Raw genomic sequence first — 18,494 nt, 5'->3', positions numbered from 1 at the left:
CTCGTTATTCTTGAAAGGCCGTCTGAAAAGGGTTTGCCCAATCGGGCAAAACGAAAATCAAATAGCTGCGTATTTTAGCCGAAAAATAAGGTTTGGGCTAATTTCAAACGGCCCGGCCTGCGGGGTTTGCGGCAATCCCGCCGAAGCGTCAGACGCACCACGGCAAAGAAGCCGGCGGGGATTTGCCGCCTGTGTTCCGCAGGGGATTTTTCAGACGGCCCGGATATTGAAAATCCGATTGGAAGCATTATATCTGGGCTGTTATCCAGTTTTGGTTGGGGTTGGAACACATGAAAACGTTTTTCCGCACCGCTGTTGCGGTATTGCTGTTGCTGCTGGCCTTTGCCGCCGGCCGGTATGGGTCGGACAGGCTGCCGCAGCAAGAGCAGCAAGTGCTCACGCGCGAAGGAGTACTCACGCAAATCCAAAACCTCAACCGCCTGGAAAGCACGGCATTCCATATCGATACCATTGTGAAAACCCAGAAAAAAGGCAACTGGTATGCGCTGTGGCAAGATGCGCAAACCGGGCTGTTTATGGCGCAGGGCCGGGTGCTGGCAGGCTTGGATTTAAACAAACTCACTGCCGACAATGTGAATGTGGTTGACGGCAAAGTGATTATCAGCCTGCCGCCGGTAGAGGTGCTAGATGTTAACCTCGACAATATCGAAGTGTACGACATCCAAACCGGTTCGCTCGGCCTGCACCCTATCGATAAAAGCGTGTTTGCTTCGGTACAGGAGCAGGCGAAAAAACAAGTGTTGGCAAGCGCCTGTAAAGCAGATATTCTTGAACACGCGCAAGTTCAGGCCCGGCGCCGGCTCGAAACGCTGTTTGCGCTCACGCAAACCAATGTATCCATTTATCCCTCCGCTTTGCCGCCGTGCAAAGTTTGATTGTTTAGATATGAAAGGAAAGCTATGTCCCAAGTAACCCTGCAAGGCAACCCCGTTGAAATCGGCGGCGTATTTTTACAAAAAGGGCAGACTGCGCCCGATTTCCAATTAACCGCAAGCGGTTTGGCCGAAAAAACCTTGGCCGACTTTGCGGGAAAACGCAAAATCCTCAATATTTTCCCCAGCATCGATACCGGCGTGTGCGCGCAATCCGTGCGCACCTTCAACGAAAAAGCGGCCGGCCTGGATAACGCTGTGGTGCTGTGTATTTCTGCCGACCTGCCGTTTGCCCAGGCGCGCTTCTGCGGCGGCGAAGGCATCGACAATGTGGAAATGCTGTCCACTTTCCGCAGCAGCTTTGCCCGCGATTACGGCGTGGCCATCGACAGCAGCAAACTCAAAGGGCTGACCGCCCGCTCGGTGGTGGTGCTGGATGAAAACAACCAAGTCCTGCACAGCGAGCTGGTGGGCGAAATCGCCCGCGAGCCGGATTATGCCTCGGCTTTAACGGCATTGTAATGCGGCTTTGAATGCAACAACCGAGGCCGTCTGAACATTTCAGACGGCCTTGTTCCGAAACCATAACGGCATCATTGGTTTCGTTTTGGTTTCCACAAATTGCAAATACGCCCGAAACAGCCGGCAGCCATACGACAGCGCAGCACCGCAGCACCGCAGCACCGCCGCCCGCAACACGGTGTGGTGATGTTTCCGGCTGTGCCATCAGGCTGGTTACAAACCCTCTCAGGTTAGGCAAGGTGCGGTCAGTCAATCTGTTTTATTTCCAGCACAAGGCGGCCGGCCGCAGCGAAAAAAAGCTGTAACAGGATTAAGTGGACTCACTCTGCTGCCGGTCAAACGATTGCTGCAAGCGCGGCTTAACAGGAAGCAATATGTATCCCTTCAATGATAACGGCTACACTCAGGCGGCAGATGCCGCCGTTGCGCTGTTGCAGCGGCACGCGCCTGCAGAAGCCGAAACGGCCGCCCCCTATGTATATCAACTGTTTGAAGCGCTTTCAGATGGCCACGCTTTTATTTGGCTCAACGATGCCGATACCGCTGCTTTGCAGCAGATACCGGGCATAGCCGGCAGCAGCGATATGCCGCTGGTGATTGTGGGCAGGCGGCTGTTTCTCGGCCGGATATGGCAACTGGAGCACGACCTGGCGCGGGAGATCGTGCGCCTGGCCGCAGCGGAAACCCAACCCGTTGATTGGATGCAGGCCGGGCAGAATCTGGCGCAATGGTTTGACGGCGCAAACAGCGAAGGCCAACGCGATGCCGCCGCACTCTCTCTGCTGCAACCGTTTATGCTCATCAGCGGCGGGCCGGGCACGGGGAAAACCACCACCGTGGCCAAACTTCTGGCGCTGCTGTGCAGCAATGCCGGTACATTGCCGCGCATTGCCTTGGCCGCCCCCACCGGCAAGGCTGCCGCCCATATGGCGCGCGCGCTGCACCGCGCCGTCTGCGATTTCAAACCGCCCGAGCCTGTCTGCCGCCATCTGCTGCAACTCGAGGGGCAAACCGTACACCGCCTGCTGAAGCTGCACCCGCCGCAGATGCAGCCTGCTTTCCACAGCGGGCAGCCGCTGCCGCTGGATGTGTTGGTTATAGATGAAGCTTCAATGCTCGACCTTGCCCTCATGCTGCAACTGCTGCGTGCCATACCTTCGGGGTGCCGCGTGATTCTGTTGGGCGATGAAAACCAACTGCCTTCGGTAGGCGCAGGCGCGGTTTTGGCCGAACTGGCGCAAGAAACCCTTTTAAACACCACCACTGCGCAAGAATTATCGGTCATACTGCCGCAACACGGCTTCAAAGTCGGCAGCAACCCGCCACCCTTGTCGGCCAACACCTCCCGCCTGCAGTTCAGCCACCGCTTCGGCAGCGACAGCGGCATCGGCTGCCTGGCCCATGCCGTTATAGCGGGCGATGCAGAAAGCGCATGGGCGCAATTTGCCCGTTTTCCCGCAGCACTCGGCGTGTGCGCAAGCGGCATCAAACAACAGGTCGAAGCTTTTTATGAAAAACAGGCCGCCTATTGGCAGGCAGTAGCTTCGGGCGATGCCGGACAAGCGTTCCGCCGCCACACCGACACGGTGGTGCTGGCAGCCCGGCGGGAAGATGCCGCCGCATTCAACGAAGCCTACCGCCGCTGTCTGCAGCGGCATGGTTTGGCACGCGCCGATGCACCGTGGTTTGCAGGGCAGATAGTGATGGTGTTGCGCAACGATTACACGCTGGATTTATTTAACGGCGACATCGGCCTGATTCTCCCCGACCACAACCGTCCCGACACGCTGGCTGCGCACTTTCCTGCCGCAAACGGGTTCCGATCCGTTTCCCTGAGCCGCCTGCCCGCCCACGAAACCGCATTTGCCGTTACCGTGCACAAAAGTCAGGGTTCGGAATACGGCGAAGTCTGGCTGCTGCCTCCGGCCGCAAACGGCAGCCCGCACGGCCTGAGCCGCGCCCTACTCTACACCGCCGTAACCCGCGCCCGCGAACGGTTTGTATTTTGGGGCGGCCGCCTTGCTTTTCAGACGGCCTGCGCCACACAAGAAAACCGCCGCAGCGCATTGCGCGAAATGATAAACAGAGAAACAGCCAAAAGCAGAAAATAAAGCCCGCCCCTTATAACCATAAGGCCGGGCAGTTTGCAAAATCCCGAAAAAGCCGATTGCCGTTATTTTCATGCAGGGGAAGTGGCAGCATCCAAGTGTTTCAGACGGCCTTGAGGCGTTGCAAGACAAGGCTTTGGGCATCAGAAAAGGCTCAGGCACAGGAAAAGGCCAGCTTGTCCACATCCTTTGCTAAAATATATTTTATGTTTAAAAACAATATATTATTTATGTTTCTTAGGAAGAAAAATTAGCCCAAGGGTCGATTTCTCAGTATTTTAAGCAAGACTAATACAGATCATCATGCCTGTGATTGAAGCGAAATTAGGTTTCCTTTAAGTGTAAATAAAAAGTCTGTTTCGGTACACCGTTAAATTTAACCAAGCGGTTTTTGGCATAACCCCAAAACAATTCGATGCCGTTAATGTGTTGCGCACCCCGGGCGAACTCGTCTACACCATGATGTACCCTGAAGTGCTTTTCACAGCCCATATCGACCAAGCCGTGATAGCCGCGCCAGCCGTCGGTATTGATGACAATTTCAACAGCAACCCGCCCTCGAATAACCTGTTGCAGTGTAGCTTTCGAAGTATCCGGCACGATTTCGGTATAGACTTTGTCGTCCCGTTTTAAGATGCCGAAAACAATGGTTTTGCCTCCCTCTCCCAGCCCGAGTTTACCTCAGATGCGCTTTGCCTTGGAATAGGATTGGTCTGATTCTACGGTGTCTTAGAAAGAGATGTACTGCCCGCATTCGCCAGCTGGGCACCGGTGTAACTTCAGGTACGGGCTGTTAATGCTTCCGACACTGATTCCGGTTAGTTAGCGGTATCGGAAGCGTTCAAATAGAAGGCGGAAAGCCACAGGACCTGACGGCATTGGGCTCGGTAATTTTACTGCACTTTTAATACTTGTTTTTTAATTTCATTTCAGAAGCTTATCACTATATTGGGTGATTTTGCTTCCTAAGTCCCCTATACAAATATATTAATATCATAAGTTTATGAAATAGCAAATTAAAATTCATTCACTACATCTCTCTTAGTGCTGCAATATTATGCACATGGCACGTGCCGTATCTCCGTTATAGCTTCCTCTCTCATCTCGCAGTGCTACAATGGGGGTGTAGTCATCTAACCACACCTCGCAGTTGTAGCTTCCTCTCTCATCTCGCAGTGCTACAATTTTGTCGGTAACCACCACATTTGTATTTTGGTTGTAGCTTCCTCTTTCATCTCGCAGTGCTACAATTTGACCAATTGGCCAAGTGTGGTATACCTGGTTGTAGCTTCCTCTTTCATCTCGCAGTGCTACAATGCCATACGGAGCATTAGCGGTTCGTTTGAAGTTGTAGCTTCCTCTTTCATCTCGCAGTGCTACAATTAAACCAACTGCTGCCCAGTGCCTCGTCGAGTTGTAGCTTCCTCTTTCATCTCGCAGTGCTACAATACGTGCAGGACGTGAAAGAAGCAAGCCGCCGTTGTAGCTTCCTCTTTCATCTCGCAGTGCTACAATTATGCTGTTATCCCCACCGGTTCAGTCAAGGTTGTAGCTTCCTCTTTCATCTCGCAGTGCTACAATCATTTCTTGTAATAATGGGCGATTTGTATTGTTGTAGCTTCCTCTTTCATCTCGCAGTGCTACAATGATTTCTTTAATTGTAATTGTATATGTCCTGTTGTAGCTTCCTCTTTCATCTCGCAGTGCTACAATGACAATGCCGCCATCGGGCAACGTAATAACGTTGTAGCTTCCTCTTTCATCTCGCAGTGCTACAATTCATAAGCATATTTGGCCAATTCAGGTCTTGTTGTAGCTTCCTCTTTCATCTCGCAGTGCTACAATTTCCCAGCACGATGCCATTCCGACAATGACGTTGTAGCTTCCTCTTTCATCTCGCAGTGCTACAATATCTACATATTTGCCCTTTATCAGGCGTTTGTTGTAGCTTCCTCTTTCATCTCGCAGTGCTACAATTTTGTTTCTCTTCCTCAATTTTGGCATTCAGTTGTAGCTTCCTCTTTCATCTCGCAGTGCTACAATAGGTATGAAATCATTATTTCCCGTTTCCACGTTGTAGCTTCCTCTTTCATCTCGCAGTGCTACAATTAAACCAACTGCTGCCCAGTGCCTCGTCGAGTTGTAGCTTCCTCTTTCATCTCGCAGTGCTACAATAATACTTCGGTTACACCCGGCGTGTTCAGGGTTGTAGCTTCCTCTTTCATCTCGCAGTGCTACAATACGTGCAGGACGTGAAAGAAGCAAGCCGCCGTTGTAGCTTCCTCTTTCATCTCGCAGTGCTACAATCTTAAATTTTTTGTCATCGGCAAAAGAGAAGTTGTAGCTTCCTCTTTCATCTCGCAGTGCTACAATAGTGTGTTGGAGCGTAGTAATCTATCATGGGTTGTAGCTTCCTCTTTCATCTCGCAGTGCTACAATTTTCGCCTTTGCATACCGCTCCATACCGATGTTGTAGCTTCCTCTTTCATCTCGCAGTGCTACAATACCCAAGCAGGGAATCCTTGTTTTATAAGGATTCCCTGCTTTATTTTGCTCTGAAAAACTGTGTCAAAACAGTAAAAGTTGGTCGGCATTCACCTTTTTTTCACGCGGTTTCGGCTCGCCGATCAGCATAATCATGCCTGCAAATTGCTTTTCGGTTACCTCTAAATAGCGGACTTGCCCCTCCTCCGGCAAGTGTGCCTGCAGCCGTTTGTGGTGTTTCTGCAACGCATCTCTGCCGCGTACGATGCGGGAGTAAACAGATAATTGCAGCATTTGGTAGCCGTCTTTTTGCAAAAATTTCCGAAATTGGCTGGCGGCTTTGCGTTTTTCTACGGTGGTGACCGGAAGGTCGAAAAATACGATTAAGCGCATAAACTTGGCCTCACTCATAATCCTGCACCTTTAAAGGAAGCATCTCGGGCAACTTCAAATTTTTTGAACCGCCGGTTAAGGCCGTCTGAAAAGACTGTACGGTGCGGTCGATGGCAGCCAATAGGGAATAACTGCGCCTATCAAGTTTGATTTGGCAGTGCAGCAATGACACCAATTTTTGCTTGGCCTGCGGAGTCAGCGTATCCGGCAACCCGTTTGTAAAGCCGTTTTCCCATACCAGTAAATCCACCATCGGGCGGTAGGGCTCGATAAAGTCATCGGCCAGGTTAAAGGCGTTTAATCCGCTATGATGCTGCAGGCCCAGTGCAGGCAGAAAGCCATACTGCACCAAAGCGCGGGCAACAGCGGAACGCACGATGCTGTAACCGTAATTCAAGCAGGCATTCACGGCATTATCGTGGCTGCGGGTAAAGTGTTCGCCAAACAGTACGCGGAAATAGAGCGCGGCCGCTTGGCTTTCGGCAAAGTTTTTATCGCCCGATTTCACGCTGTCGGCCAATGCGTTCAGACGGCCTGCCGCAATATCGTGTCCGCTGTAGTCCAGCAGCCAGGCCTGATTGCGGATTTTCTGTTTCACAATCTGCTGCCAAAGCTGCTTTTTCTGCGGCAGGGTCATTTCCATTTGATATTTTAGGATTTTCAGGCTGCGGTGGTAGCGGGCAAAGGGCAGCCATTGCCCGCAGGGCAGAAACTGCTCATCACAGGTGAGCAGAGTGATGCCGTATTGTGCCAGTGCCGATAGCAGCGGAGCGGTAAGCACTACCTCGCGCGATTCGACCACAATCACGGCAATGTCTTCCAGCGGTACGGGAACTGTATCGTCTTGTTGGATCAGCAAGTGGTTTTGCTGTAACGACAGGCGGGCAGGTTTGCTAATAAGGATACTGCGCCAGCTCATAAAATTCCCTTTATAAAAAGGCCGTCTGAAATGAACTGCCCCCAAAAACCAGACACCATCCCCCGCTATCTGAGATGCAGTTTTTTACGGCAAAGTATTCAAACGGATTCAAATTAAAAGCCGTGAAATACCCTGTAGGCATGGTAAAAACACACCGCCAACGTTTTTTCTCTAAACCGCACTACCATTCGCAAACAGGCATCGCGTTATATTCTTCACGGGGAGGGCAGCATCAACCCGCAACAGGGCATCTCCGACTGCCCTTTGGATTGCAACCCTTTGAATCTCAAGATGAACGCCATGTCATGGTCAGAAATGAAGGGGTATCCCCAAAGGGACGCGCCCCGGCCGGCGGATTCCATACCGGCCCGACAACCGCCCGATACCGCGGGCAAAGGCCGTCTGAAAACAGCCCGATGTCTGAATCCGGGAAGAACGAAGCGCGGCAGAAAGATGCCGAGTCGTCTCAGGATTAAGGCAGGACTATCCTTTGAAACGGCTTTGGAGATGACGGGGCAGCCGCGTAGTATCTTCCGCAGCCACGGCTGCTCAGACGGCGCCGGGGAAGATTCGGGGCGCGGTACATGCTACTGCCTTCTGCTGCCAACCGGCAGCGCATTCGGCAGAAGACCAATATGCCGGTTTGAAACGGCATATCCGTGCGGCTTGCCGGCAACACAAAGGACGCTGCGGCTGCCGCAGGATAACGGCGGCAATCCGCTATGCAGGGATGTTGGCCAACCACAAGACAATCAGCCGTCTGAAGGCGGTGTCGGGCCGGGGCGGCGGTACGGCGGTGCCAATGCCGTCCATCGCCCGTTCGAAAGAGGCCGGCAACGTTGTGCCGCTATCCTGCAACGCCGTTTCAAGGCGGAAAAGCCAAATGGGAAACGGGTAAGGGCTGCCACGGAGCTCAATAATGCGGGAGAAAAGTTGTATCTTTCTTCGCTGATGGATTGGTTCAACAAGGCAATCATCGGTTGCCGGACTCGATGCCGGTGGGAAAAAGCGCAACTGTTGCCGCTGACGGACTGGTTTAACGGAGAAATCATCGGTTGCCGCACCCCCACCCGGCCTGCTTTCAATTTGGCCGGCAAGATGTTGAAAGAGGCATTGGAGAAGTCAAGGCCGTCTGAAAAGCCGATACTGCATTCGGATCGGTATGGGTGCGGTATCAGGTGCTTGATTACCAAATTGAATCGGGCAAATGCAAACCGGTGCAAAACATGTCGCGCAAGGAAACTGTTTGGGCAATGCGGCCGTGGAAAGCTTCTCCGGCATGTTAAAGTCGGAATGTTTCCATACGCGCAAATACGCTTCCGCTGCCGAACCGGAAGCGGCTTTGCGCGAATCTATCCGTTACTGCAACCATAATGGGATTAATTGGAATGAAAAGGATTGAGTTCTGTGCCATACAGGATTCAGGCTTTGGGAGTCGATTGGTTAAGCTGTCCAACTTTTTTGGGGGAGTTCACACAGACAGATCAATTTCAGACTGCAACTGTGGCTTGGATTTGATGGGGTTAACACCCAAAAGCCTGATCTACTTCCAAAACCAAATCATAGCTGATGACGAGAGACTTTGCGGTATAAGATAATGACGGTATCAGGTTGGATGCTGGGATATCGGCAGCCGAATGTGCGGCGGTTCCCAGTATAAGGTATAAAATATTCAAGCGGTTTTCTTTGGGGTGCTTATTTAATTTATAGTGTGTTATCTTGATTTTAGCAGCCTGTCGCAACTGATAACCGATACCGACCCCCAAAATATAAATAATGCTGAAATTTTCTATAGTGGCTCAACGAGGCGTGTAGTAATTGGATCAACTGTGTTATAGAAAATAGGTTTTCAGACGGCCTTGCAGTACAATCAGGCCGTCTGAAAACCTGCTTACCTTTCACTATGCAACTTTTCAAATATCTTCAATCGCAAGGCATAGGCAGCCGTAAAGAGTGTCTGCAGCTGATTGAAAACAACGGTATTGCTATCAACGGTATCCTGTATAACGATACGCGCTGTACTATCCGCCCCGAAGAAATACGCACTCTTGAAATCAATGGTGAATCGTTGGTGGTTGTGCCCATGCCTTATTTTTATATCTTACTCAATAAGCCTGCGGGTTATGAAACATCACATAAACCACAGCACTATCCCAGCGTATTCAGCCTGTTTCCCAACCATATGCGCCGCTTGTCGATGCAGGCTGTCGGCCGTTTGGATGCCGACACCACCGGAGTGTTGTTGATTACCAACGATGGCGGTTTCAACCACCGCCAAACTTCACCCAAATGTAAGATACCTAAATTATACCGCGTTACACTCAAACACGCTGCGGGTAAAACCTTGTGCGCCACTCTCAAAAACGGCGTTCTGCTTCGTGATGAAAATGAAATTGTAACTGCTGCCGATGCCACGCTCGAATCTTCCCACACGCTAATGCTCACCATCACCGAAGGCAAATATCATCAAGTTAAACGTATGATAGCTGCCGCCGGCAACCGTGTAGAACAACTCCATCGCTGCAAATTCGGCAACCAAACTACTGAAAATCTGCCCGAGGGTAGCTGGAAGTTTATATTTATGTAAACAACGACCAAAATGACAACAGTATTAAATATATTTTTAATTATAAAGCAATAGGTTGCATTATTTAGAAAGTGGTTTACAAAACTTAATGCCAAAACTGATGAACTATTATATAATTTATCTGTCTGAGTAACACTTGCTCCGAAAGGAGTAAGTAAGTGAGTAAGACGTTTTCCCCGTAATGTGTTTGGCCATCTATACTTTTCCCCTTAGTATAGATGGTTTTTTTTAACACAAATTTTTTTAATTCATAATATTTAAAGTTAACTATATCTATAAATATTAATGCTGCTCAGCCACTACACAAATATACTCTACATCATATCTACAAATTCGGTATAACGATCAATATTGCGTTCATCACATATAGTGGATTGAACTAATTTTCGATACAACGCAGCAAGCCGTAAACAGTATATTACAGCAAATATTACAGCAAGGCGCAGACAACGCCGTAGCGAAAGTTAAGCGGATCCATTATAAAAACTTTTATCTAGTTCCATGCCGTTCTAGTCGAGCAGCTGCCTACGCAACAAAACCGCTGCTGCAGCAGTTTTGTTGATTTGTAAACAAGAGCTTTACAACATTATTTCAATATTCGGCCAACGTATTCTCTACCATCATTAGCTTCGTGGGAATAGCGTAGCAGCCTTCTAAACTAATGCCAAGATTAAAGCTTTCAGACGGCCTTCCGTCAGGTTTGCGGCCGACCCGGTGCCGCTACGCGGGCCTGCAGACGGAGCAACCCCATCAAAGCCGTGATAGCGGTGTGCCGTTTTTCCGGGCATTCGGGCACTTTCCGCCCGATGGAGGCGACACCCCCTTGCGCATTTTCAGGCGGTCTGTTATCAGAAAAACGGGAAAAGGCGTTATTCACAGCTTGCCCAATAATGATACCGCCCAACCAAGCGCATACACACCGGAAACGGCATCACTGAAACCCAAACCGCTGCTGTTTTCAGACAGCAACATACCGAGACCGCGCCCGACACCCTTGGCAACAGAAGAAACCGCCCCCCCCCCACCCGGCAAATTATCCAATGCCGCTCCTGCCGTCATGAGCACCCGAATCATTACCTTGTTTAACTGCACCTGCCAACTGTTCAGAATAAGTATCAACGGCCTTTGAAGCTGCACTGCCAACCGCACCCCGCAATAATTGCGGCATTGGCCGTCTGAAAACATTTTCAGGCAGCCTTTGCGCTCCGTTTGGGCAACCGGCGGGGCGCAGGGCAGAAAGTCGTGCAGGGCCGGTTTGCGATTCGGCCGTCTGCAAACGCCTGCTGACCGATGGCCGGCCCGGGAAAGCGGTTGATAAAAGCGGGCGTTTTTTCTTTCGGCCGCCCCCGCCGGCAAAGCGGGGAGGCATCGGACGCCGGCATATTGACGGGCGGTGCCGCCTTGCCCCGAACCGGGCAGGGAATCCGGCAAAGGCGGGATTGACGGCCGTCTGAAACGGACGCGCCGGTATCGGGCATGGCCGCTTCAGACGGCCGGCCGAGTGATAAAACCGAGTTCCTTTCAAATATCTGCCACAGCATTATCGGTTTCCGCCGGCGGGCGGCGTGATAAAACTTTTCATCCACAGCGTATCGCTGCAACCGAGTTATCGGTTCCTGCCGACCGGAGTAGTGATAAAACGGCAGCAAACGCCCGCATAACGACTCCCAAGTTCCCGGTTGCCGGCCGGCGGCGTGATAAAAACCGCCCGCCCGTGCGCTCGGCTTTTTCGCCAACGCCCGAAAATCACGCAGCCGTTGCTTCGGCAGACAACACAAGCTTCCCGGCATCAAAAGTGTGAGCAGCCCGGCATTTTCCAACGCACGCCCACCGTCTGCAACCGGCGGATGACTGCGGGCAAAGAAAGTGTTCCATGAGCCGGAAAACCGGTTGGGCCGGTTAAGGCGGGAGCATATTTCAAACGCCTTCTGCTCGGTGCTTACGGCCGCTACCGTTTCTGCCCGTCTGTCGGGCAAGGAGGCGATACGCTTCGGCAGTTCCTTTCTCGGCACAACCCGGTTTTGCCCTCCTGTTTGGATAAGGGGAACGAAACGGGGCGGTGTAGAAAGTGTGCAGCAGCTTCAGTTTTTGCCCCCCCTGTTTGGATAAAGGGGACGATACGCTTTCAGACGGCCGGGCAGCTTTCAGACGGTGTTTTTACCCTGTTGGATGAACGATACGCCCGCGCGCCAGCACAGCATATATATGAGATGCACGTTTCTGCCCCCTGCCGGATAAGGGGAATGATACGCTTCGGCAGTTCCTTTCTCGGCGCAACCCGGTTTTGCCCTCCTGTTTGGATAAGGGGAACGAAACGGGGCGGTGTAGAAAGTGTGCAGCAGCTTCAGTTTTTGCCCCCCTGTTTGGATAAAGGGGACGATACGCTTTCAGACGGCCGGGCAGCTTTCAGACGGTGTTTTTACCCTGTTGGATGAACGATACGCCCGCGCGCCAGCACAGCATATATATGAGATGCACGTTTCTGCCCCCTGCCGGATAAGGGGCGCGATACGCACACACGGCGGTGTTTCCATGCTGCCGCTCCCCAAAACGCCGCCGCCCGCCTGCTTTGCCTGTGCCGGCACGGCGTTTGGCAGGTTCGGGTTCCCTATCCATCATTTCACGCTCGGCCAAACGGCCGGATGCTCCGCTTCGGATAAGGTTTTATCCTGCACAACAGGGGTTCGGGCAGGATAATTGACGGTTTGCAGGCAGAGGCAATCATGGCTTGATTCACGGAATACGCAGGCGGTGCAGGATTTGGGAAAGCGCTCGGGTTCAGGCGTGGCGATGCGGCAGGCTGATGACCGTTCAACTTACTTTCACAAACGGATACTTCAACGCCAAACTAAACGGGCTGTACCGGCTTAACAGCCTCTTTCAGGCTTTTTGCCGGGCGGTCTGCCCGAGCCGCTGCGTTCAGACGGCCAAAGGTTGCGGGAAAAGCAGGCCGGAGCTTACCGCACTGATGCGGCGGCGGGTGTTTGGCCGGAGGCGGGCAAGGGTGGGCGGCGGACACGGTGAGGCATGCAAGAGTGTGGCGGGTAACGGTTTGTAATGAATCGGGTTTGTTGAGGAGGAATGTCAAAATGCCCCCTTTCCTGAGGGCAATATCAGGCCGTCTGAACAACGGTTTGATTTGTTTTCAGTTTATGCTGCGTTCGATTTCCACGCCTACTTCGCGCACATCGGGCAGAATGCCGGGCTTCACAATCTTCACCCGCACCCACTGTGCTCCGAAATCGGAAAACATCAAATCGGCAATGTGTTCCGCCAATGCTTCAAGCAGTAAAAACCGCTGGTTTTTCAAGCTGGCGCGCACGGCTGCGCATGCATCGGCATAGTGGATGGTACCGTTGATGTCATCGCCGGCACCCGACTTTTCAGGCACGCCGACCACCAAATCCAGCAGCAGGGTTTGCGGCTGCCCGCGTTCCCAGTCATAAACGCCGATTAAGGTTTCGGCTTTCATGCCGTGTAAAAAAATTTTATCCATTTTCAGTTGTGCCGTTTTCACGTTAAAATCGGTTTCGATTCTAAAACAAAAGTTGCTGTAATGTTTAATTTCTTGGTTGTAACTGCCGGTTATGTGATCGGTTCGCTTTCTTTTGCGGTGATTGTGTCGAAATTCTACGGCATGGCCGACCCGCGCACCTACGGTTCGGGAAACCCCGGTGCCACCAATGTTTTGCGCAGCGGCAGGAAAAAAGCGGCCGCACTCACCCTGTTGGGCGATGCGCTCAAAGGTTTGGTGGCCGTATTGCTGGCAAAATGGCTGCAAGAACCGCTCGGCTTGGATCCGGCAACCATCGCCCTGGTTGCCGTGGCCGCGCTGGCCGGCCATATGTGGCCGGTATTTTTCGGCTTCAAAGGCGGTAAAGGCGTGGCTACTGCTTTGGGGGTGTTATTGGCATTGTCGTGGCCGACCGCTTTGGTGTGTGCGGCGGTTTGGCTGGTGATGGCTTTCGGTTTCAAGGTATCTTCGTTGGCGGCATTGGCGGCCACCCTTATCAGCCCGCTGGCTGCCTGTTTCTTTATGCCCTACCCTTCGTGGGTATGGGCTACGGCGGCCATCGCCCTTTTGGTGCTTTACCGGCATAAAAGCAATATCGGCAATCTCTTGCGCGGGAAAGAAAGTAAAATCGGCGAGAAAACCGCAAAGCAGCAATCTGATAGGAAAACCGAATAAAAACAAATAAAAAGCAGCCCGGGCTGCTTTTTTGCATTTGATGGAATTTAACGGATACAAAATAAAATGAAAACCAAGCAACTGCGTTTTTCAGACGGCCTGAAGAAAGGTTTGGCCGCATCGGCTGCTCTTTTGATGTCGTCATGCGCACTGGTCCAATACCAGCCGCTGGCAACCATACAAACCGTCAATACCGAAACAGGCTACCGTCTCGAAAAAAACTTCGCCCGCGCCAAAGCCGATGATACTTTCGTGGTGCTGGTATTTTCCGGCGGCGGCACGCGGGCGGCAGCCCTGGGCTATGGTGTGGTCGAAGAGTTAAACCGCCAGAAAATCAACTTCGGCAGCAAAGAGCAGAGCCTGCTCGAGAGCGTTGATTTGGTTTACGGTGTTTCCGGCGGCTCGGTGTTGGCGGCTTATTTTGCGCTGCACGGCAAAGAAACCGTTCCTTCATTCGAGCGGCGGTTTTTAAAGCAGAATTTCCAACGCCAGTTTGCCAAACAGGTGTTTTCGTTTGCCAACCTGCCCCGCCTCACTTCGCCGGAATACGGCCGGGGCGATCTGCTGCAGGAACAGTTTGAAAACACCTTGTTTCGGGGTGCCACGTTTGACGATCTCGACAAACGCCGCAAAGGCCCGTTTGCCGTGATTTCCGCCACCGATATGGCGGCCGGCAGCCGTTTGGATTTTACGCAGGAACACTTCGATGCCATGTGTCTGAACCTCTCCGGCCTGCGCATCGCCCGCGCCGTGGCTGCTTCCAGCGCGGTGCCGCTGATTTTCAGCCCGATTACGCTCAACAACAACGGCGGCAACTGCGGCTACGCCCTGCCCGAGCGTTTGAAATACGCGCCGGAAAACGGCAATACGGGAAAATTGCAGCAGCAAACCAAACGGGAGCTGGCGAATAGTTACCACAGCCTCTATAACGACCACACCAAACGCCCGTATATCCATCTGCTCGATGGCGGCCTCACCGACAATCTCGGTCTGCGCGGCATACTGGACATCGTGGATATGCGCTCCGGCGAAGCCGTGCAGAAGCAGGCAGCCGCAGAAAATATCGGCCGCATCGTTATCATCAACGTAAATGCGCAAAACCAGATTGCCCGCAATATCGACCAATCTCCGGCCATACCCGGCCTTACCGATGTGTTGTCGGCCATTGTCGATATCCCCATCGACAAATATTCGCAGGAATCGCTGCGGCAGTTCCGCATTTTTGCCGACCAATGGAACGAGAATGCCGCCAAACAGCCCGGCGGCTCAAAGCGCGGTATGTATTTCGTGAGCCTTAATCTGCGCGACCTGCCCGAATCGCAGCTGCGTAAAAACGTGTTGAACATCCCCACCACATTTTACCTGCCCCACTACCACATCAACGATTTGAAATCTGCCGCCCGCGCGCTGTTGCAGCAGTCAAACGAATACAAACGCCTGCTGAAAGATTTTTCGGCACAGCCCGCCCAAGCTGCCCCGCAGGCACACCGACCCGTGTGGTTTGCGGGCGAAGGGCCGCAACTGCCCGACAACGCCCAAGCCGATTACGATGCGGCGTGGGCGCAATAACAAACCGCACCGGTAAAGCCCGAATTGCCGGCAGCCATGCCCGAGCCCGGCAGCAAAGGCCGTCTGAAAACTTTCAACGCCGATAAACCGCGTTATCTGTTTTCAGACGGCCTGAGATTACGGTTCCGCCCAAACAAACACCGGGCTGGGTGCCGCAAGCGATATCCGGCCGGTGCTGCCGTGATTTTAAAGCAGCGGCTGCTCCCTTAAAAACCTGATGCCCGCTGCTTCATCTGCTCCGGGCAGGCAGCGATAGGCAATCCGGTTTATTTCCCGTTACCGCCTTACTCAGCCTCAGCCCCAAGAAAACGGTTTGGCAAGCCGCCCAAGCGGTATAACCGGTTCCGTATTGCCTGCGGCTTGCGTGTTCCGAAAAAACAATGCGGGTTCGCCACAGCGGCATTGAAATATTCAGACGGCTGCGGCAAATCTTACAGGCACTGGCCCACCGTTCCCACCCAACCCTCACTTGCTGTGGAAAAACCGCACCGCTTCTTCCCAAGCGCCCGACAAAACCAACGGCAACCCTTGCAGGGATTTGGCAACGGCCTCTTCGATTGCCTGCCTGCTTTGCGCATCGGGTTTGTTGAGCACATAACCCAGCACCAGATTGCGGTCTCCAGGATGGCCGATGCCCAAACGCAGGCGGTAAAAATCCGGCGTGCCCAGCGCGGCCTGTATGTCTTTCAAACCGTTGTGGCCGCCGTTGCCGCCGCCGAGCTTGAAACGGGTGCGCCCGCTGGGAATATCGAGTTCATCGTGAACCACTAAAATTTCTTCGGGCTTGATTTTGTAAAACGAGGCCAGTGCGGCCACCGCCCGGCCGGATCGGTTCATAAAGGTTTTGGGCTTGAGCAGCCACACATCGCCTCCGGGGGCTGCCGCTTTGGCGGTTTCGCCGAAAAATTTTTTTTCTTCTTTCAGCGTGGTTTTCCAAGCACGGGCCAATTCATCGATAAACCAAAAGCCCGCGTTGTGGCGGGTTTGGGCGTATTCGGCGCCGGGGTTGCCCAGCCCTGCGATTAGTTTGATTTGCGGCATATCGTATGGTTAAGGCCGTCTGAAAAGAAACATTTTAAAAAATATTTTCAGACGGCCTTTGTTTCCTATATAAAAATCAGTTGTCTTTTCCCGCCGCAGCCCGTTTTCGGCGGGCTTCTTTGGGGTCGGCAAGCAGGGGGCGGTAAACTTCTACGCGGTCGTTATCGCGCAGCACGGTGTGGTCTTTGACCGCTTTTCCGAAAATGCCCAGCGGCGCATCCTGCACATCGGCACCGGGAAATTCTTGTGCAATACGGCTTTGCAGCACGGCTTCGCGGGCGGTTGTGCCGGCCGGCACGCGCAGGGTTTGCAGCAATTGCTTTTGCGCCGTGCCGTAGGCGATTTCGATTTCAACCATAGCGGCGGTTTGCCTCTTTCACAAATGCGTCCACCAGCGTGCCCGACAGATGGCCGAACACAGGCGAAATCAAAGTGGAGAGCAGCGCACTTGAAAAATCGTATTGCAGTTTGAACTCGATTTTGCAGCAATCATCGCCCAGCGGAATAAATTTCCATGTGCCGTGCAGCGCTTTGAACGGCCCTTCGAGCAGATCGATGCGGATTTCGCGGCCGGGAACATTGTGGTTGTGGGTGGCAAACGACTGCTTTACGCCCATATAGTCCATAAACAGCCGCGCTTTCAGCTCGTTGCCGCTGCGCTCGATGATTTCGGTTTTGCTGTACCACGGCAGAAACTGCGGATAATCTTCCGCCCTGTCGACCAAATCGAACATCTGCCCGGCACTGTGCAGCACCAGCATATTTTTTTCTACGGTTTTCATGGTTGCATACGCGCGGGAAAAGCCCGCATTATAAATCGAATCTTAAAACGGCACACCTTTTCAAAGCCGCCGTTGCCGCCGCATAATTCAAGCAAAAACGGCCGGAAAAAACACCGCCAGCTGCCAAACCGCCCAAGCGGCCACCACCAAACCCGCCGCCAAGCGCAGCGGTTTTTGCTGCAATACGCTTTTTAACTGCGCAGCAAACCAGCCCGCCGCCAACAGGTTGGGCAGCGTGCCCGATGCAAAGGCCAGCATATACAGACCGCCCTGCACCGCACTGCCGCTGCCCAAGGCATAGAGCGATGCGCTGTACACCAGGCCGCACGGCAGCCAGCCCCACAGCATTCCCACGCCGAAACAGGCCGGCACGCTGCGTATCGGCAGCAATTTATTCAACAGCGGATTGAGCCGCTTCCACACCGGCCTTCCCAATGATTCGACCCTCACCGCCCACGCAGACAAACCGGCCAGATAAAGCCCCAGCAGCAGCAGCAGGATATTGGCCGCCGCAAACAGGCCGTTTTGCAGCCAGCGGGTTTGGTCGAGCGAAATACCGATTTGGCCGAGCAGCCCCAGCAGCACACCGATGAACACATAACTGGAAACGCGCCCGGCATTCAACAGCGTAATCAGCCAAAAGCGGTTGATGTGCGGCGGCAGTTGCAGCGCAAACGCACTGCTTAATCCGCCGCACATGCCCACACAGTGGCCGCCGCCGAAAAAGCCGAGCAGAAATAAAGTGAATAAGGTAACGTTGCCGTTCATGACCGTTGTTTGGGAAAAAAACACGCGCTATTGTAGCAATATTGCCCGAAGGCCGTCTGAATGTGCAGATGCGGATAATATTAATATCAGCAGCAGTTGGCGGGCTTTATAGTTTAATCCATACTCCAATGCTTTTATCCGGCTTTCGCCTGCTCGATTTTCCTGCACGGAGATAACGGCATGGAAACCTTTCAGACGGCATGAAGATTTTTTTTGTCAAGGCTGCGGCCTTTCATCAA

General features: G+C 52.8%; 18 protein-coding genes, 1 pseudogene and 1 CRISPR repeat array. Of the genes and pseudogenes, 8 read left to right on the top strand and 11 right to left on the bottom strand.

The annotated features are described in order from the left end of the window. The first annotated feature begins 290 nt into the window (after positions 1 to 290). From H7A79_RS00820 to recD, 3 genes are all read left to right on the top strand, one after another. Positions 291 to 896, top strand: a complete 606-nt coding sequence (locus H7A79_RS00820; RefSeq protein ID WP_187000763.1) for a DUF4230 domain-containing protein — start codon at positions 291 to 293, stop codon at positions 894 to 896. A gap of 24 nt (positions 897 to 920) precedes the next feature. Next, positions 921 to 1,415, top strand: coding sequence for a thiol peroxidase (tpx, locus tag H7A79_RS00815; protein WP_135037469.1), 495 nt, complete (start codon positions 921 to 923; stop codon positions 1,413 to 1,415). A gap of 374 nt (positions 1,416 to 1,789) precedes the next feature. Beyond that, the gene (gene recD, locus H7A79_RS00810; RefSeq protein ID WP_187000762.1) at positions 1,790 to 3,526 is read left to right on the top strand and encodes an exodeoxyribonuclease V subunit alpha; all 1,737 of its coding nucleotides are present in this window, start codon (positions 1,790 to 1,792) and stop codon (positions 3,524 to 3,526) included. Between the two features lie 247 nt (positions 3,527 to 3,773). On the opposite strand, the pseudogene H7A79_RS00805 reads toward recD, so the two are convergent. The 3 genes and pseudogenes from H7A79_RS00805 to cas1 all read right to left on the bottom strand — a co-directional run bounded on the left by H7A79_RS00805 (position 3,774) and on the right by cas1 (position 7,319). Beyond that, positions 3,774 to 4,415 (bottom strand): annotated as a pseudogene (locus H7A79_RS00805) (IS1595 family transposase). A gap of 191 nt (positions 4,416 to 4,606) precedes the next feature. Continuing rightward, positions 4,607 to 6,028: direct repeats of the CRISPR family, unit length 36 nt; unit sequence GTTGTAGCTTCCTCTTTCATCTCGCAGTGCTACAAT. A 63-nt stretch (positions 6,029 to 6,091) separates the two neighbouring features. Continuing rightward, positions 6,092 to 6,418 carry a CRISPR-associated endonuclease Cas2 gene (cas2, locus tag H7A79_RS00800; protein WP_135033316.1) on the bottom strand — a complete coding sequence of 109 codons (327 nt, stop codon included), beginning with the start codon at positions 6,416 to 6,418 and terminating at the stop codon, positions 6,092 to 6,094. Continuing rightward, positions 6,411 to 7,319, bottom strand: coding sequence for a type II CRISPR-associated endonuclease Cas1 (gene cas1 / locus H7A79_RS00795; protein ID WP_187000332.1), 909 nt, complete (start codon positions 7,317 to 7,319; stop codon positions 6,411 to 6,413). Before cas1 ends, cas2 begins: the two co-directional genes overlap by 8 nt. 643 nt (positions 7,320 to 7,962) lie before the next feature. Between cas1 and H7A79_RS15140 the strand changes: the two genes are divergently transcribed. The 3 genes from H7A79_RS15140 to H7A79_RS00780 all read left to right on the top strand — a co-directional run bounded on the left by H7A79_RS15140 (position 7,963) and on the right by H7A79_RS00780 (position 9,906). Then, complete coding sequence (locus H7A79_RS15140; RefSeq protein WP_187000022.1) at positions 7,963 to 8,217, top strand: IS3 family transposase; 255 nt, start codon at positions 7,963 to 7,965, stop codon at positions 8,215 to 8,217. Positions 8,218 to 8,526: 309 nt separating this feature from the next. Continuing rightward, a complete protein-coding gene (locus H7A79_RS00785; RefSeq protein ID WP_353663628.1) occupies positions 8,527 to 8,721 on the top strand; it encodes an IS3 family transposase in 195 nt (64 codons plus the stop codon). A gap of 501 nt (positions 8,722 to 9,222) precedes the next feature. Next, a complete protein-coding gene (locus tag H7A79_RS00780; protein WP_187000760.1) occupies positions 9,223 to 9,906 on the top strand; it encodes a 16S rRNA pseudouridine(516) synthase in 684 nt (227 codons plus the stop codon). An 873-nt stretch (positions 9,907 to 10,779) separates the two neighbouring features. Here H7A79_RS00780 and H7A79_RS00775 read toward each other — a convergent pair. The 4 genes from H7A79_RS00775 to folB all read right to left on the bottom strand — a co-directional run bounded on the left by H7A79_RS00775 (position 10,780) and on the right by folB (position 13,402). Then, positions 10,780 to 11,091, bottom strand: a complete 312-nt coding sequence (locus H7A79_RS00775; RefSeq protein ID WP_187000759.1) for a hypothetical protein — start codon at positions 11,089 to 11,091, stop codon at positions 10,780 to 10,782. A 2-nt stretch (positions 11,092 to 11,093) separates the two neighbouring features. Next, positions 11,094 to 11,918, bottom strand: coding sequence for a hypothetical protein (locus tag H7A79_RS00770; RefSeq protein WP_187000758.1), 825 nt, complete (start codon positions 11,916 to 11,918; stop codon positions 11,094 to 11,096). 394 nt (positions 11,919 to 12,312) lie between these two features. Continuing rightward, positions 12,313 to 12,540, bottom strand: a complete 228-nt coding sequence (locus H7A79_RS00765) for a hypothetical protein (RefSeq protein ID WP_135036191.1) — start codon at positions 12,538 to 12,540, stop codon at positions 12,313 to 12,315. A 511-nt stretch (positions 12,541 to 13,051) separates the two neighbouring features. Then, entirely contained in the window at positions 13,052 to 13,402 is a 351-nt protein-coding gene (gene folB / locus H7A79_RS00760) for a dihydroneopterin aldolase (protein WP_135036910.1), read from the bottom strand. A 60-nt stretch (positions 13,403 to 13,462) separates the two neighbouring features. On the opposite strand from folB, the gene plsY reads away from it, so the two are divergent. Both plsY and H7A79_RS00750 read left to right on the top strand, forming a co-directional pair. Beyond that, positions 13,463 to 14,095 carry a glycerol-3-phosphate 1-O-acyltransferase PlsY gene (gene plsY / locus H7A79_RS00755; protein WP_135036913.1) on the top strand — a complete coding sequence of 211 codons (633 nt, stop codon included), beginning with the start codon at positions 13,463 to 13,465 and terminating at the stop codon, positions 14,093 to 14,095. A gap of 66 nt (positions 14,096 to 14,161) precedes the next feature. Then, a complete protein-coding gene (locus tag H7A79_RS00750) occupies positions 14,162 to 15,664 on the top strand; it encodes a patatin-like phospholipase family protein (RefSeq protein WP_187000757.1) in 1,503 nt (500 codons plus the stop codon). Between the two features lie 465 nt (positions 15,665 to 16,129). On the opposite strand, the gene pth is transcribed toward H7A79_RS00750, so the two are convergent. The 4 genes from pth to H7A79_RS00730 all read right to left on the bottom strand — a co-directional run bounded on the left by pth (position 16,130) and on the right by H7A79_RS00730 (position 18,255). Then, positions 16,130 to 16,705, bottom strand: coding sequence for an aminoacyl-tRNA hydrolase (gene pth / locus H7A79_RS00745; protein WP_135036919.1), 576 nt, complete (start codon positions 16,703 to 16,705; stop codon positions 16,130 to 16,132). A gap of 76 nt (positions 16,706 to 16,781) precedes the next feature. Then, complete coding sequence (locus H7A79_RS00740) at positions 16,782 to 17,063, bottom strand: RnfH family protein (protein ID WP_187000756.1); 282 nt, start codon at positions 17,061 to 17,063, stop codon at positions 16,782 to 16,784. Continuing rightward, positions 17,056 to 17,487, bottom strand: coding sequence for a type II toxin-antitoxin system RatA family toxin (locus H7A79_RS00735; protein WP_187000755.1), 432 nt, complete (start codon positions 17,485 to 17,487; stop codon positions 17,056 to 17,058). Before H7A79_RS00735 ends, H7A79_RS00740 begins: the two co-directional genes overlap by 8 nt. 87 nt (positions 17,488 to 17,574) lie before the next feature. Then, on the bottom strand, positions 17,575 to 18,255 hold the full coding sequence (locus H7A79_RS00730; RefSeq protein ID WP_135036927.1) for a sulfite exporter TauE/SafE family protein: 681 nt from the start codon (positions 18,253 to 18,255) through the stop codon (positions 17,575 to 17,577). Positions 18,256 to 18,494: the final 239 nt, after the last annotated feature.

The sequence above is a fragment of the Neisseria musculi genome (genome assembly GCF_014297595.2).
GTDB lineage: Bacteria > Pseudomonadota > Gammaproteobacteria > Burkholderiales > Neisseriaceae > Neisseria > Neisseria musculi.
The sequence above is the reverse complement of the archived record's forward strand: the minus strand, read 5'-3'. Positions and strand labels throughout refer to the sequence as shown.

What these genes read in the sequence shown, in the direction of transcription:
- H7A79_RS00820 (WP_187000763.1), top strand. Translation starts at nt 291, where the DNA reads ATGAAAACGTTTTTCCGCACCGCTGTTGCGGTATTGCTGTTGCTGCTG.
- tpx (WP_135037469.1), top strand. Translation starts at nt 921, where the DNA reads ATGTCCCAAGTAACCCTGCAAGGCAACCCCGTTGAAATCGGCGGCGTA.
- recD (WP_187000762.1), top strand. Translation starts at nt 1,790, where the DNA reads ATGTATCCCTTCAATGATAACGGCTACACTCAGGCGGCAGATGCCGCC.
- cas2 (WP_135033316.1), bottom strand. Translation starts at nt 6,418, where the DNA reads ATGAGTGAGGCCAAGTTTATGCGCTTAATCGTATTTTTCGACCTTCCG.
- cas1 (WP_187000332.1), bottom strand. Translation starts at nt 7,319, where the DNA reads ATGAGCTGGCGCAGTATCCTTATTAGCAAACCTGCCCGCCTGTCGTTA.
- H7A79_RS00785 (WP_353663628.1), top strand. Translation starts at nt 8,527, where the DNA reads ATGCAAACCGGTGCAAAACATGTCGCGCAAGGAAACTGTTTGGGCAAT.
- H7A79_RS00780 (WP_187000760.1), top strand. Translation starts at nt 9,223, where the DNA reads ATGCAACTTTTCAAATATCTTCAATCGCAAGGCATAGGCAGCCGTAAA.
- H7A79_RS00775 (WP_187000759.1), bottom strand. Translation starts at nt 11,091, where the DNA reads ATGTTTTCAGACGGCCAATGCCGCAATTATTGCGGGGTGCGGTTGGCA.
- folB (WP_135036910.1), bottom strand. Translation starts at nt 13,402, where the DNA reads ATGGATAAAATTTTTTTACACGGCATGAAAGCCGAAACCTTAATCGGC.
- plsY (WP_135036913.1), top strand. Translation starts at nt 13,463, where the DNA reads ATGTTTAATTTCTTGGTTGTAACTGCCGGTTATGTGATCGGTTCGCTT.
- H7A79_RS00750 (WP_187000757.1), top strand. Translation starts at nt 14,162, where the DNA reads ATGAAAACCAAGCAACTGCGTTTTTCAGACGGCCTGAAGAAAGGTTTG.
- pth (WP_135036919.1), bottom strand. Translation starts at nt 16,705, where the DNA reads ATGCCGCAAATCAAACTAATCGCAGGGCTGGGCAACCCCGGCGCCGAA.
- H7A79_RS00740 (WP_187000756.1), bottom strand. Translation starts at nt 17,063, where the DNA reads ATGGTTGAAATCGAAATCGCCTACGGCACGGCGCAAAAGCAATTGCTG.
- H7A79_RS00735 (WP_187000755.1), bottom strand. Translation starts at nt 17,487, where the DNA reads ATGAAAACCGTAGAAAAAAATATGCTGGTGCTGCACAGTGCCGGGCAG.
- H7A79_RS00730 (WP_135036927.1), bottom strand. Translation starts at nt 18,255, where the DNA reads ATGAACGGCAACGTTACCTTATTCACTTTATTTCTGCTCGGCTTTTTC.